The organism is Bosea vestrisii (genome assembly GCF_030144325.1).
In the GTDB taxonomy this organism is placed as follows: domain Bacteria; phylum Pseudomonadota; class Alphaproteobacteria; order Rhizobiales; family Beijerinckiaceae; genus Allobosea; species Allobosea vestrisii_A.
Map to the genome: position 1 here is coordinate 1026680 of NZ_CP126307.1, position 13193 is coordinate 1039872.

13 protein-coding genes and 1 pseudogene are annotated in these 13193 nt (G+C 67.2%); 4 read left to right on the forward strand and 10 right to left on the reverse strand.

Annotated features, from left to right (window positions below):
- Positions 1-12: 12 nt before the first annotated feature.
- From QO058_RS04985 to QO058_RS05005, 5 genes are all read right to left on the reverse strand, one after another.
- A complete protein-coding gene (locus QO058_RS04985) occupies positions 13-1425 on the reverse strand; it encodes a flagellar hook protein FlgE (protein ID WP_284170749.1) in 1413 nt (470 codons plus the stop codon).
- Between the two features lie 349 nt (positions 1426-1774).
- Entirely contained in the window at positions 1775-2779 is a 1005-nt protein-coding gene (locus tag QO058_RS04990; RefSeq protein WP_284170751.1) for a YcjF family protein, read from the reverse strand.
- 13 nt (positions 2780-2792) lie between these two features.
- Positions 2793-4241 carry a YcjX family GTP-binding protein gene (locus QO058_RS04995; protein WP_284170752.1) on the reverse strand — a complete coding sequence of 483 codons (1449 nt, stop codon included), beginning with the start codon at positions 4239-4241 and terminating at the stop codon, positions 2793-2795.
- 13 nt (positions 4242-4254) lie between these two features.
- Complete coding sequence (locus QO058_RS05000) at positions 4255-4782, reverse strand: SixA phosphatase family protein (protein ID WP_284170754.1); 528 nt, start codon at positions 4780-4782, stop codon at positions 4255-4257.
- A 9-nt stretch (positions 4783-4791) separates the two neighbouring features.
- Positions 4792-5502, reverse strand: coding sequence for a TetR/AcrR family transcriptional regulator (locus QO058_RS05005; RefSeq protein WP_284170756.1), 711 nt, complete (start codon positions 5500-5502; stop codon positions 4792-4794).
- A gap of 101 nt (positions 5503-5603) precedes the next feature.
- On the opposite strand from QO058_RS05005, the gene QO058_RS05010 reads away from it, so the two are divergent.
- The gene (locus QO058_RS05010) at positions 5604-6866 is read left to right on the forward strand and encodes an ABA4-like family protein (RefSeq protein ID WP_284170758.1); all 1263 of its coding nucleotides are present in this window, start codon (positions 5604-5606) and stop codon (positions 6864-6866) included.
- Positions 6867-6869: 3 nt separating this feature from the next.
- Here the strand turns inward: QO058_RS05010 and QO058_RS05015 are convergent, their stop codons facing one another.
- Positions 6870-7118, reverse strand: coding sequence for a helix-turn-helix domain-containing protein (locus tag QO058_RS05015; protein WP_284170759.1), 249 nt, complete (start codon positions 7116-7118; stop codon positions 6870-6872).
- A gap of 10 nt (positions 7119-7128) precedes the next feature.
- Positions 7129-7695, reverse strand: a complete 567-nt coding sequence (locus QO058_RS05020) for a DUF2975 domain-containing protein (RefSeq protein ID WP_284170761.1) — start codon at positions 7693-7695, stop codon at positions 7129-7131.
- 78 nt (positions 7696-7773) lie between these two features.
- Between QO058_RS05020 and QO058_RS05025 the strand changes: the two genes are divergently transcribed.
- The gene (locus QO058_RS05025; RefSeq protein ID WP_284170762.1) at positions 7774-8406 is read left to right on the forward strand and encodes a hypothetical protein; all 633 of its coding nucleotides are present in this window, start codon (positions 7774-7776) and stop codon (positions 8404-8406) included.
- Here the strand turns inward: QO058_RS05025 and QO058_RS05030 are convergent.
- Positions 8381-9225 (reverse strand): annotated as a pseudogene (locus QO058_RS05030) (AAA family ATPase). The gene QO058_RS05025 and the pseudogene QO058_RS05030 sit on opposite strands and share 26 nt — an antisense overlap.
- A gap of 181 nt (positions 9226-9406) precedes the next feature.
- Here QO058_RS05030 and QO058_RS05035 point away from each other — a divergent pair.
- Both QO058_RS05035 and QO058_RS05040 read left to right on the forward strand, forming a co-directional pair.
- Positions 9407-10660, forward strand: coding sequence for a cation:proton antiporter domain-containing protein (locus tag QO058_RS05035; RefSeq protein WP_284170764.1), 1254 nt, complete (start codon positions 9407-9409; stop codon positions 10658-10660).
- The gene (locus tag QO058_RS05040) at positions 10617-11195 is read left to right on the forward strand and encodes an NAD-binding protein (protein WP_284170765.1); all 579 of its coding nucleotides are present in this window, start codon (positions 10617-10619) and stop codon (positions 11193-11195) included. The genes QO058_RS05035 and QO058_RS05040 overlap by 44 nt, the downstream gene beginning before the upstream one ends.
- Positions 11196-11210: 15 nt before the next feature.
- Here the strand turns inward: QO058_RS05040 and QO058_RS05045 are convergent, their stop codons facing one another.
- A complete protein-coding gene (locus QO058_RS05045) occupies positions 11211-12302 on the reverse strand; it encodes a glycosyltransferase family 4 protein (RefSeq protein WP_284170766.1) in 1092 nt (363 codons plus the stop codon).
- On the reverse strand, positions 12302-13132 hold the full coding sequence (locus QO058_RS05050) for a UDP-2,3-diacylglucosamine diphosphatase (RefSeq protein WP_284170767.1): 831 nt from the start codon (positions 13130-13132) through the stop codon (positions 12302-12304). The genes QO058_RS05045 and QO058_RS05050 overlap by 1 nt, the downstream gene beginning before the upstream one ends.
- Between the last annotated feature and the right edge of the window lie 61 nt (positions 13133-13193).

Genomic DNA, 13193 nt, shown 5'->3' on the forward strand with positions numbered 1-13193 from the left:
GCTGCGCTGCGCTCAGCGGATGATGTTGAAGACGTCGCGCAGCATCTCCTGCGCCGTGGAGATCACCTTGGTGTTGGCCGAATAGGCCTGCTGGGTGACGATCATCTTCGAGAATTCGTCGGCGATGTCGGTGTTGGACTGTTCGACATTGCCGCCGATCAGCGCCGCGGTACCGAGGCCGACGATCGGAGCTCCCGACTCGATTGTCTCCTCGAAGGCGCCACCATCGAGCCGTTTCAGCGCATTGCCTGCGTTGAAGCGGGCGACCGCGATCTGCGCCAGCGCCACGACCTGGCCGTTGCTGAAGGTGCCGATCACCTGGCCCTCGTTCGAGATCGAGACCCGGTCGAGCGTGCCGGCGGTGTAGCCGTTCTGGCGGATGCTGCGGGCATCGATCTGGCCGCTGGTGTCGCCGTTCTGGGTCAGGCTGGTGCCGTTGGTGACGATGCTGATCGGCGCGGTGGCGGGCGAGATGGCGTTTCCGCCGATCGTCATGGGCGGGATCGTGATGTTGCCGTTGGCCGGCAACGTCATCTTGCCGGTCGAATCGAAGGTGACGTCGGTATTGACGTTGCGATAGGCGACGGCCGCACCGGTCGCGCCGGTGTTCTCGGCGATGAACAGATTCCAAGTGTCGGGCGTCCCCGGCGCCGGGGTGGTCGTCGCATTGGAGATCTTGGCCCAGCGCAGTTCGACGCTCGTCGCCTTGCCGAGCGTATCGTAGACCGTGACCGAGCCGCCGGGAATCGAGCGGTTGAGGAAGAGAGTGAGGTCGCTGCCCACGACGGTGCCGGTACCGCCCGGCGTGACGCTAGGGTTCGTGCCGAAGCCCGTACCTGCATTCAGCAGCTCGGAGCCGGGTGTCGTCGAAACGGCGCTGTTCGTCTTCGGATAGGCCGGGATGTTGGCGCTGTACTCGATCTGGGTCGTCGCCTTGGCCGGGAACTGGTCCTTGGTGATGCGCAGCACATCGGGCTGGCTGCCGATAATCTGGCCGGTGACGGGATCGATCTTCTGGCCCTTGAGGTAGTAGCCGGCGCCGTTGACGAGGTAGCCGTCGGCGTCGAAGTCGAAATCGCCACGGCGGGTGTAGAGATTGGTGTTGGCGAACTGGGTCGAAGCACCGACGCCGCTCTGGCGCTGGTCAACCACGAAGAAGCCGTCGCCGTTGATCGCCGCATTAGTGTCGATGCGGGTGGCGTTGAGGTCGCCCTGGATCGTGTTGGTGGCGCGGCTATAAGAAGCGACCGAGCCGGCGATCTGCCGATTCAGCGCCGAATCCGGCACCAGGTCCGAGAAGCTGGTATCGACCCGCTTGAAGCCCGCGGTGCGCGAGTTCGCGATGTTGCCGGAGATATTTTCGAGGGCATAGGACTGGGCCTGCATGCCCGTCACCGCCGTCGTCAGCGCACTGAAAACACCCATCGCAACCTCACCCTGGTCATCCGACCGGACAGCGCCCCCCATGGGCGGCATGTCGAACCGAGGCTGGTTTTGCACGGCCTGTGCCAGAGCCATGCTTAAGCTATTTCAAGGGCTTGGATGGTTTTCGAAAGGTTTCTAGACGATTCCGACCGGGCAGATTCGTCCATCGCCGGCAAATTCTGCCGGGCGCCAGCGTCTTTCCGGGGCAGGCCGAAAGGCCTGAGCCCGGAACCCAGAACCGATGACCTTCGTCACGAAGCCGCCGGCTTTGGAGAGACCATCCTGGACCGACATCGGCTCTGGATTCCGGGCTCGACGCTCCGCGTCGCCCCGGAATGACTACGGAGGCTCAGGGGTCCTTGCCGCCCCAGCCGGACAGATCGCCGGCGACATCCGACAGTCCCGGCGGCTTCTCCTCGACGAAGGGCAGCGGGCGGCAAACCGCGATGGCGGCGAGCCCTATCCGGGCGGTCAGCAAGCCGTTGAGGACGCCCTCGCCGAGCTTGGCCGAAAGCCGCGCCGCCAGCCCCTGGCCAAGCACCTGCTGGATGACGGCATCGCCCGCCGCAATGCCGCCGGTGACGACGAGATGGCCGAGCACCTGCCGCGCCAGCCGGAGCAGGCCGAGAGTGCCCGGACGGCCTGCATAGACGGTGGCGATTGCCCGCAGCAGCCGGGCGCAGGCGACGAGCACGAAGACGACATCGACCAGCGCCCGTGGGCTCACCGCGGTGACCAGCGAGACCCGCCGCGCCGCCTGCGCCACCTGCGCCTGTGCGAGCGCATCGAGCGGCGCGAGCAGGCTGCGCTCGGCGACGGTGAGGAGGTCGCGCGCAGCGAGCAATTGCGGCGTATGAGCGGTGAGTTCCGCCCTGCCCTTCGCCGTCTCGGGCCGGCCGGCATAGAGCTTGTCGAGATCGACAGCGACACCTCGCGCCTTGGCAAGATCGCTCGCGGCCAGCGCCTCAACGGCGCGCTCGCGCAGCGCCTCGACCCGCCGCTCGCGCAGGATATCGCGCAGCACGCGCAGCAGCATGACGAGCAGCGCCAGCGCCGCAACGCCGGCGCAGACCAGCGCCGCGATGCCGACGGCCGGATTGAGAGCAAGCAGCCAGCGGATCGTCTGTTCGGCCCAGACCGTGACAGACAGAGCCAACAGGCCCGACAGCGCCGCGACGAACAGGCTGCCCCAGCCGAAGCGGCGACCGCGTGCCGCCACCGGCACCGATAGGGCCTCGGGCTCGATCGGCTCGACCTCCGGCACAACAGCGACATCGCTACGCCCGCTGAAGACGGCGTCCTCCGAGGATGCCTCCCGCGGATCGAGACGGATGGCGCGCGGTGCCTTGCTCATGCTCGCCCCTCCCTCACGCCAGCCGATCGCCGATCAGGAATTCGAGCACCCGGTCGAGGCGGATCTGCGGCGGCGGCGCAAGCCGCCCACCGGCGTCCGGCTTGACCAGCGGCGGCCGGAAGCGCGGCGCCCGCACATGCCAGCGCGGCGCATCGGGATCGAAGATCGCCTCGGGCCGCTCCGGCAGGTCGCCGGGGAAGATCGCAGCCTCCGTCTGCCCGTCGAAGACCTCGCCATCGACGACCTCGCCCGCCTCGGGCACGCCGGCGATCGCCGGCAATTCCTCGCGGCCCTCGCGGATACGGACTTCGCGCGTGGCGCGGATCGCGGCGAAGGCCATCGCCTCGACCTTGGCGCCCGCCCCTTGTGCGCGCGCCGTGGCCCGCGCGACTAGATGCGACATCACCCCGGCGAGCCGGTCATGGCTGGTATGATGGAGATGGTCGGCCTTGGTCGCGGCGAACAGGACCTTCTCGATCCGCGGCGCGAACAGGCTGGACAACAGGCTGTTGCGCCCGACCGCGAAGGCCGACAACGCCTGTCCGAGCGCAGTTTCGAGATCGGCGAGCGCGGCCGGGCCGGCATCGAGCGCCGCCAGCGCATCGACCAGCACGATCTGCCGGTCGAGCCTGGCGAAATGCTCGCGGAAGAACGGCCCGACGACGACCCGCTTATAGGCCTCGAAGCGTTCAGCCATCAGCGCGGCGAGCGTGCCGGCCTGCGGCTGCGCCCCCGGGCTTAAGTCGAGCGGCGCGAAGGTCAGGGCGGGCGAGCCTTCGAGATCGCCCGGCATCAGGAAACGGCCGGGCGGCGTCACCGCTACCGCTTCGGGATCAGCCCGCAAGGCGGCGAGATAGACCTTGAAGACATCGCTCGCAGCCTCGGCGGCCAGCTCGTCCGCCGGTCCGGCCGGATCGCGCTGCCTGAGATCCTCAAGCCAGGGCGCGGCAATCGCGAGCCGATGCGCCTTGCGCGCATCCGCGACCGCCTGCGCCGACCAGTCGGCATAGTCCTGCCCGATCAGCGCGAGGTCGAGCAGCCATTCGCCGGGATAGTCGACGATATCGAGCGTCAGCGTCGCCGGGCCCTTGAACCAGCCTTGCGCCCGCTCATGGTCGATCTCGAGCCTGAGCTCCGAAATCCGCCGCGTCGAGTCCGGCCAGCGCCGATCTACGCCTGAAAGCGCGGCGCGATGCGCCTCATAGGGAAAGCGTGGAATCTCAGGATCGGGCTGCGGCACCAGCCTGACGCGCGCGATCCGTCCCTCAGCCGACGCCTTCAGCACCGGCAGCTTCGCGCTCTCGACCAGATTCTGGATCAGCGCGGTGGTGAAGACCGTCTTGCCCGAGCGCGACAGGCCGGTGACGCCGATGCGCAGTCGCGGTCGCGCCAGCCCGAGCAGACTGTCGCCAAAGGCGAGCGCGGCATTGCGCGCCTCGTCGAGATAGGAGCCGGACGCCATTAGGCGGTCCGCATCATTCGTCGGGGCCTTCGCCGAGCGAGGCCGGCGTGACGAAGCGGTCGAGACGGCCGCCACGGAGGGCGAGATCGCGCCAGTCCTCGATGGAAAAATCGATCACGGCGAGCCCGCAGGTCGGATACTTCTCCGCCATCCGCGCCGCCGCGTAGCGATCGCCATGCCCGGCGAGCTTGGCGGCGAGCTCCTCGAAACCGGGATTATGGCCGATCATCAGCAGCGTGCGGACTTCGGGCTCGGTCTCCTGAACGACGTTGAGCAGGCGTTCCGGCCTGGCCTCGTAGATGCGTGGCTCGTAATGCGTCGGCGGCTTTTCCGGCAGCATCGGCTTGACCAGCTCCCAGGTCTCGGCCGTGCGCTTGGCCGGCGAGATCAGGACGAGGTCCGGCAGCAAAAGCTCCTCGGCGAGATAGCGGCCCATGACCGGGGCGGCTTCGCGCCCGCGCATGGCGAGCGGGCGATCGCGGTCGGCGGTGTTGGCGGGCCAGGCCGATTTGGCGTGGCGCAGAAGCATCAGGCGGCGCATGGCCGCCATCTAACCATGGCTGGCGGGATTTGCGAGTGGTTCGGCAGGCGCCGTTCGCATTGCAGCGAGCAGCATGTCCATGAGTTGGCCCGAATACAGCGTCAGCAGGCGCTCTCGTCCGCCCGGCTGCATTTCAAGCGGCGCGAGCTGGCCATCGATCAGCATGGTCGAGAAACCGTGGGTGATCGACCAGACGAACAGGATTTCGGCGAGATCGGCATCGTCGGCATAACTCGACGGCAGGCGCGTCAGCACCTCCGCGCCATCGACCTGCCGTCCCAGAGCCAGCTTGGTTTCCCGGACCAGGATGCCGAAGGCCCGGACCGCGGCACGGCGCAAATCGTCGTCGCCGCTCTTCAGGCCTAACCGTCCGAAGACGACGCGGAAGCGGCCGGGCCGCGTCAGCGCGACCTCGAGATAGCCCTCGCAGATCGCCGCCAGTCGATCGCCGCCGGACGCCTCGGCTTTCGCGACAGCCGCCTCCATCGTCTCCGACAGATCGTCGAAGCCGAGTGTGGCGATCGCGGTCAGAAGGCCGACGAGATTGCCGAAATGATGCGCTGGAGCCGCCGGCGAGACGCCGGCCCGGCGGGCGCATTCGCGCAGAGTGAAGCCGCCAACGCCCTTTTCCGCCAGCACCGCCTCGGCTGCATCGATCATCGCCTGGCGCAGATCGCCGTGATGATACCCGCCCCGCTTGATCACGCCGCCTGCCGCCATCGCAACGCCCTGCCTACGCTTGTCAAAATCAAACTTGACGCCGTCAAGATATCGCAATAGGACGGCATCGCAACTGAACAGCGTCAAGATAGGAGTGCATGATGCCTCTCAACTTGGACGATGCCTTCACCCGGGCGGGCCAGCTTGCGATGCTCGGCTGGCTCGCGCTGATCCTGCTGCCGCGCTGGCGCGGTATCTCGGCTGCGCTCGCCGGCTGGATCATCCCCGCCCTGCTCTCGCTCGGTTATTCGGTGCTGATCGCCGTCCATTGGCACGACGCAAAGGGCAGTTTTTCCACGCTCGATTCGGTTGCGGCCCTGTTCGCCTCGAAGCCGTTGCTGCTCGCCGGCTGGGTCCATTATCTCGCCTTCGACCTCTTCGTCGGCAACTGGATCCTCCGCCGCTCGCAAGCAGAAGGCATCCCGCACTGGCTGATGCTGCCGGTGCTGCTGATGACCTTCCTGTTCGGCCCGTTCGGCTTCATCGCCTATCTCCTGCTGGAAGCCTGCTTCCGCCTGGCGCGAGAGGATCGCATCGCCCGCCTCCAGGCCCGCTTGCCGTCCTGGCTGCCCGATCTCGAGCTCGAGCCGCGCCTCACCGCGGCAGCCTTGGCCATGTTCGCCCTGGCAGTGCCGACCCTGTTCGCCTGGCTGGTCGACGTCAGGCAGTTCCAGGGCGTCGACACCTGGATCAAGCCGCTGAAATTCGAGATATCGGTCGCTTTCTACCTGCTGACGCTGGCGCTGTTTCTGCCGCTCGCCGGCGAACGCTTCCGCGCCTCCTGGGCCGGACGCTACATCGTCTGGCCGGTGATCGTGCCGATCGTCCTCGAAGTGCTCTATATCGCCTGGCGCGCCTCGCGCGTCGAAGCTTCGCACTACAACAGCGACAGCGCGCTCGGCATCGCGCTCTACAGTCTGATGGGCATCGGCGCGGTGATGTTCACGATCGCGCCCGGCTTCCTCGCCTATGGGCTCGCCCGTCGCGACGCCGCGCCAATGCCGGACGTCGTGCGCTGGTCGCTGGTCGTCGGCCTTGCCCTCACCTGCGTCTTCGGGCTCCTGAGTGGTGCCCTCCTCGGCTCGAGCCCGACCGGCCACTATGTCGGCGCCGTCCCGGTCGATCACCGGACGCTTCCCATCTTCGGCTGGTCGCTCGCGATCGGAGACCTGCGCATCGCGCACTTCCTTGGCCTGCACGCTTTGCAGATCATCCCGGTGGTCGGTGTGCTGCTCTGGCTGGCGACGCGCCAGAGCAGAACTGGCCTCGTAGCACTCGGTACGGTCTCTACCGCCTACGCCGGCATCACCACGGCGGCGCTCGTCGCGGCGCTGCAGGCGCGCCCGCTGCTCGGACTCGGCTGACAATTACGACGCATCATCGCCGTCGGAGCCGGGCGCAAGGTCCTCGGCGCCGGGCTCATAGCGCAACAGATCCCCGGGCTGACAGTCGAGCACGGCGCAGATCCGGGTGAGCGTGTCGAAGCGCATGCCACGGACCTTGCCGGACTTCAGCTGCGAGACCTGCTGCTCGGTCAGCCCGATGCGCTGGGCCAGTTCCTTCGAACGCATCTTGCGACGCGCCAGCATGACATCCAGTTCGACGATGATCGGCATCGCCCAACTCCTATACGAAACTCTGATTCTCGTCCGCGAGCCGGACCGCCTCCTTGAGCACCAGCCCGAATGCGACCAGCGCAGCCCCAGCCGCCAGTGCACCGAACATGCCGGGATCGAGCGTGATCGCCACCTGCTTCTGGCCTGACGGGTTGTCGAAGGTCAGTGCCACGCTTTGCGCCGCACGTGTCAGCGGCGTCGCCACGCCCATCGCCGTCAGGAGCCAGCCGATCCGCACCAGGCGCTGCGCGTTCTCCTCCTCCAGCACCTGGCCGCGGCCGAACCGGCCAAACAGGTTTGAGAGCCGCAACATCGCGGCAATGAAGAGGCCCGCAGGTACGAGGCCGATCGCGAGAGCGGCCCAGTAACCGCGTTCCGAGAGCGGACCGACCGGAGCGCTGACCCCGATCGTGCTGCGGGCATAGGCGGCGAGTTGCTCAGGATCGCGCCAGAGCCAGACCGCGCCGAACGCCATCAACGCAGCCGCCGTGATGCACAGGATGCGCGCGACCGTACTCACGCGGCGCAGCCGCGCCATGGCGGGCCGGCCCTGGGTCGGGTTTGCAACGGACGCCATCTCATTTCACTCCGTGATTGACAAAATTAAAGTAATAGATGAATTTATAAATGTCAAAGTCATTTGAACGAGTGTCCAATGCGCGTCTCCTTACCCATCAGTCTCCTGCTTTGCGGCCTGCTCGCCGGCTGCGGCCACATCCCGCTGACCTCGCTTCCAAAGCTGTCGAAGATCGACATGAAGACCACCGATCTCGCGCAGCTGCGCGCCGGTATCAGCCTGCCGGCCGATATCCGCACGCTTCCCGGCGGCGCCACCATGACGCTCGTCGCTCTCCCGAAGGATGGCGGCCGGCATGAGCGCAAGGTCGTGCTGGATGAGGTACGCGACGCGGCCGAGCTGGCAAAGCTGCCGGCCATGGCTTCACCGGGACGCCGCTTCACCGTGTTCAGGTTGAGCCCGAGCGACGCCGCACGGCTCGGCGCCTTCCGCGAGGAGATGTTCGCCGGCCCGCAGAACAGCGGCAATCGCGGCAGCCTGGCGCTCGGCGCCGACAAGGCCTGCCGCCTCGGCGAGCTCTCGGGCAAGCCGATCACGATGAGCGGCTATCTCAGGACGTCGGAAACGCAAGACTACGTCCTGCTGATGCGCGACTTCGACCTCAAGGAGGCCGTCCGCGAGATCGATCCCAAGGTCGATCTCGCCACCGCGATCCCGCCTTGCGACGCGGTGCCGGGGGTGAAGGTCAGCGGCTCTCCCGCCGCACCATGAAGGCGAGCTTCTCGAACAGCGAGACATCCTGCTCGTTCTTGAGCAAGGCGCCATGCAGCGGCGGGATCAGCTTGCGCGGATCACGCTCGCGCAGCACCTCGGGGCCGATATCGTCGGCGACGAGCAGCTTCAGCCAGTCGAGCAGCTCGGAGGTCGAGGGCTTCTTCTTGATGCCGGGCACCTCGCGCACTTCGAAGAACAGGCGCAGCGCCTCCTCCATCAATCGCTTCTTGATGCCGGGAAATGGACCTCGACGATTCTCTGCATCGTCTCGGCATCGGGGAAACGGATGTAATGGAAGAAGCAGCGGCGCAGGAAAGCGTCCGGCAGCTCCTTCTCGTTGTTCGAGGTGATGATCATCACCGGCCGCTGCGCCGCCCTGATCGTCTCGCCGGTCTCGTAGACATGGAATTCCATGCGGTCGAGCTCGAGCAGGAGGTCGTTCGGAAACTCGATATCGGCCTTGTCGATCTCGTCGATCAGCAGCACCGGGCGCACTGGCGAGACGAAGGCCTCCCAGAGCTTGCCGCGCTTGATGTAGTTGCCGATGTCGGAGACGCGGGCATCACCGAGCTGGCTGTCGCGCAGGCGGCTGACGGCGTCGTACTCGTAGAGCCCCTGCTGCGCCTTGGTGGTCGACTTGACGTGCCAGGTGAGCAGCGGCGCGCCGAGCGCGGCGGCGATCTCCTCGGCGAGCACGGTCTTGCCGGTGCCGGGCTCACCCTTGACCAGGAGCGGCCGCTCCAGCCGGATCGCGGCATTGACCGCGACGGTCAGGTCCTCGGTGGCGACGTAGGAGGCGGTGCCGGTAAAGCGCATGCGAGGCCCTTCATATGGCTGCTCCGCGGCCATGCTGCCGCCGCGAATAGCATCGTGCTTAGAGGTCAGCCCGCGGCGGGGCAAGTTTTCGTCAGACCGGCGCGTGATTTGGTTTGTGTTGCAAGGCTTTACCAAGCAAAGCTTCGAGATCAGCAGCTTCGCTTGATTCTTCGAGGGTGACGTGGCCGGGACGATCGATCCTTCCGCCTATCGCGATGCCGTGGTCGTGCTCGCCACGGCCGGCGTGATCGTGCCCTTCGCCAAGCGGTTCCGGGTCAATTCGGTCGTCGCCTTCATGGCCTGCGGCGCCCTGCTCGGCCCCTATGGTCTCGGCAGCCTCGCCGCCAAGATTCCCTTCCTCGGCGCGATCACCGTCTCGAATGCGGAGGCGCTTGCCGGCCCTGCCGAGCTCGGCGTCGCCTTCCTGCTCTTCGTCATCGGCCTCGAGCTCTCCTATGAGCGCCTGATGACCATGCGCCGGCTGGTCTTCGGGCTCGGCCTCGGCCAGGTCGCCTTCTCGGCAACCGCGATCAGCGCCATCGCCTATGCTTTCGGCCAGCCCGCGGCCGCGGCCCTGCTGATCGGCACGGCGCTCGCACTGTCCTCGACCGCGATGGTGGTCGAGCTGCTCTCGGCGCACCGCCGCATGACCTCCTCTGCGGGACGCGCCAGCTTTGCCATCCTGCTCTGCCAGGACCTCGCGGTGATTCCGCTGCTCTTCCTGGTCAGCGTGCTCGGCGCGCAGGAGCATGGCTCGCTGCTCGCGGGCCTGACCCAGGCACTGCTGCAGGCGGCCGCTGCCATCGCCGCCATCGTCGTCATCGGCCGCGTCGCCATGCGCCCGCTGTTCCGCCTGGTCGCCTCAACCGATTCATCCGAAAGCTTCATGGCGGCGACCCTCCTGGTCGCACTCGGCACGGGGCTGATCGCGGCCGGGGCCGGGCTCTCCATGGGGCTGGGTGCCTTCATCGCCGGGCTGCTGCTGGCCGAGACCGAGTATCGCCGCGCCATCGAAGTGACGATCGAGCCGTTCAAATCGCTGCTGATCGGCGTCTTCTTCCTGACCGTCGGCATGAGCGTGAACCCGGCAGCGCTCGCCGCTCAGCCGGTTGCGATCCTGAGCATCGCCGCCGGGCTCTTTCTCGCCAAGGTGGCGATCACCTTCCTGTTTGCCCGCTACTTCAAGCTGTCGCGGTCGACCGCGCTCGAAACCGCGATCATGATTGGCCCCGGCGGCGAGTTCGCCTTCGTGCTGCTGACCGCCTCCGTCGCCGCCAAGCTGGTCGACCAGCATGCCGCCGCGCTCGTGCTCGCCGCGGTCTCGCTGACCATGATCTTCCTGCCGCTCGCCGCCCGCATGGCGCGGACGCTGTCGGCCCGCTTCGTTCCGGGTGGCGAATCTCCCAGCGGAGGCGAGCATCCTGCCGCCGGATGACCGCGCGCCACGCGCCATCGTCGTCGGCCTCGGCCGCGTCGGCCGGCTCGTGGGCGAGATGCTCGAACAGCACAAGGTGCCCTATATCACCATCGATGCTGACGCCGCGCTGGTAGCGACGCAGCGCCGTGCCGGGCGACCAGCCTTCTATGGCAACGCCACCAAGCCGGATTTCCTGCGGCTCTGCGGCGTCGAGGAAGCGACTGCCTTGATCGTCACGATCGACAATACCCGCGCCGTCGACGATGTCGTAACAGCTGCGCGCAGCATGCGGCCCGATCTCGTCATCGTCGCCCGCGCCCGCGACGCCAAGCATGCCAGGCATCTCTATGAGATCGGCGTGAACGACGCCGTGCCGGAGACCATCGAGGCCAGCCTGCAATTGTCGGAAGCGGCGCTGGTCGGCCTCGGCGTGCCGATGGGCCTCGTCATCGCTTCCGTGCACCAGCGCCGCGATGATTTCCGCAGCGAACTCAAGCCGGCAAGCGCACCGCAGCCCGCTTTGCCGCGCCATGCCCGTTCACGCAGGCTCTGAGGCTGCGCGCCTGACCTACGCGAACTCTTTCCGCTCGCTCGGCTCGAGCCGCACCGACAGCGTAGTCGGCGCCAGCTCGGTGCGGACCGGCGTGCCGGCCGCTGCAGCCTGCATCGCCCGGCGCATATGGCCGTAGAACTGCTCGGCACTGCTGCGCCAGCTATGATGGGCGGCGAGTTCAAGCCCCGCCTCGCGCGGCAGACGGAGCGCCGCGAGTGCGGCACTGCGCAGATCCTCATGCAGCACCGCCGCCTGGCTGCCGGCGAAGACATCGCTCGGCCCCTGCACCGGGAAGGCTGCGACGGGAAGCCCGCTCGCCGCCGCCTCCAGCAGGACGATGCCGAAGGTGTCGGTCAGGCTCGGGAAGACGAAGACGTCGGAGGAGGCATAGATCGCAGCGAGGTCCTCGCCCTCGCGCGCGCCCAGGAAATGCGCATCCGGGAAGGCGCGCTTGAGGTCGCCACGAGCAGGCCCGTCGCCGACCACGACCTTGCTGCCCGGCAGGCGCAGCGACAGGAAGGCTTCGAGGTTCTTCTCGACCGCGACCCGGCCGACGCTGAGGAAGATCGGCCGTGGGAGGTCGAGCACGCTCTCGGCCCGCGGATGGAACAGGGAGAGGTCGACCCCCCGCCCCCAGCGCAGAATGTGCTCGAAACCATTGGCGCGCAGCTCCGCCTCGACGGTCGCTGTCGAGACCATCACCCCGGCTGCCGGCCCGTGGAAGCGGCGCAGGAAACGATAGCTCCAGCTTTCCGGAATGGGCCAGCGTGCCGCGACATATTGCGGAAAGCGGGTGTGGTAACTCGTGGTGAAGGTGCGTTTCTGGGCGAGGCAGACGGCCCGCGTCAGCCAGCCGATCGGCCCTTCGGTCGCGATATGGATATGGTCCGGGCCGAACTCGGCGATACGCCGGGCGACATGCCGGCGCGTCGCCAGCGCGATGCGGATGTCGGGATAGGACGGCAGGCCGACCTGCCAGAAGCCTTCGGGCGTCAGCATGTGCGGGGTGACGCCGAACTCCGGCGCCGCCTCGACCATGCGTTCCAGCGAGCGCACCACGCCATTGATCTGCGGGCGCCAGGCGTCCGTCGCGATCAGGACGCGCATCACGCGGCCTCGACGAGGCTCGGCACAGGGGTCGCGCGTGTCATGGGCGCCGGCAGCGCCGGCTTCTCGCCCGTCAGCCGGTGCTGCGGCCAGCGGATGATCTCGAAGCGGCCGTCGTCGTGCTCGATCACCGCCGTGCAGCTTTCGACCCAGTCGCCTGTGTTGATATAGGTCAGCCCGTTGATGTCGCGCTGGGCAGCGTGGTGGATGTGCCCACAGATCACGCCATCGGCCTTATGCCGGCGCGCCTCGTCGGCGAGGCACTGCTCGAACTCGCCGATATAGTTCACCGCGTTCTTGACCTTGTGCTTGGCCCAGGCCGAGAGCGACCAGTGCGGCAGGCGCAAGACGCGGCGCACCCGGTTGATGCCGTGGTTGAGCACGAGCGCGACCGTGTAGGCCCAGTCGCCGAGCAGAGCGAGCCATTTGGCGTTGCGCACCACGAGGTCGAACAGGTCGCCATGGATGACCAGCATGCGCTTGCCGTCGGCCGTCTCGTGGACGATGTCGTCGACCAGCGTGATGCCGCCGAATTGCAGGCCGGTGTAGTCGCGCAGGAAGTCGTCGTGGTTGCCGGTCACGTAGATCAGCGTCGAGCCCTTGCGCACCTTGCGCAGCAGCTTCTGGACGACGTCGTTGTGTGACTGCGGGAAATACCAGCCGCTCTTCAGGCGCCAGCCGTCGATGATGTCGCCGACCAGGTAGATTTTCGGCGCGTCGTAGGCGCGCAGGAACTCCAGCACGAGATCAGCCTGCGCTCCGCGCGTGCCGAGATGCAGATCGGAGATGAAGATGCTGCGAACCTGCTTGGCGTCGCTGTCGTCGCTCATGCTCGCTGGCCTATCTATTGCGATGCCTCCGGCGTGTGTCTGATTTGCACTACGCTTTGAT

Coding starts and splice junctions, on each gene's coding strand:
- QO058_RS05045 (WP_284170766.1), bottom strand. CDS start 12,302: ATGCGCGTCCTGATCGCGACGGACGCCTGGCGCCCGCAGATCAATGGC.
- QO058_RS04995 (WP_284170752.1), bottom strand. CDS start 4,241: ATGGCGTCCGGCTCCTATCTCGACGAGGCGCGCAATGCCGCGCTCGCC.
- QO058_RS05050 (WP_284170767.1), bottom strand. CDS start 13,132: ATGAGCGACGACAGCGACGCCAAGCAGGTTCGCAGCATCTTCATCTCC.
- QO058_RS05015 (WP_284170759.1), bottom strand. CDS start 7,118: ATGCCGATCATCGTCGAACTGGATGTCATGCTGGCGCGTCGCAAGATG.
- QO058_RS04985 (WP_284170749.1), bottom strand. CDS start 1,425: ATGGGTGTTTTCAGTGCGCTGACGACGGCGGTGACGGGCATGCAGGCC.
- QO058_RS05025 (WP_284170762.1), top strand. CDS start 7,774: ATGCGCGTCTCCTTACCCATCAGTCTCCTGCTTTGCGGCCTGCTCGCC.
- QO058_RS05000 (WP_284170754.1), bottom strand. CDS start 4,782: ATGCGCCGCCTGATGCTTCTGCGCCACGCCAAATCGGCCTGGCCCGCC.
- QO058_RS05005 (WP_284170756.1), bottom strand. CDS start 5,502: ATGGCGGCAGGCGGCGTGATCAAGCGGGGCGGGTATCATCACGGCGAT.
- QO058_RS05010 (WP_284170758.1), top strand. CDS start 5,604: ATGCCTCTCAACTTGGACGATGCCTTCACCCGGGCGGGCCAGCTTGCG.
- QO058_RS04990 (WP_284170751.1), bottom strand. CDS start 2,779: ATGAGCAAGGCACCGCGCGCCATCCGTCTCGATCCGCGGGAGGCATCC.
- QO058_RS05020 (WP_284170761.1), bottom strand. CDS start 7,695: ATGGCGTCCGTTGCAAACCCGACCCAGGGCCGGCCCGCCATGGCGCGG.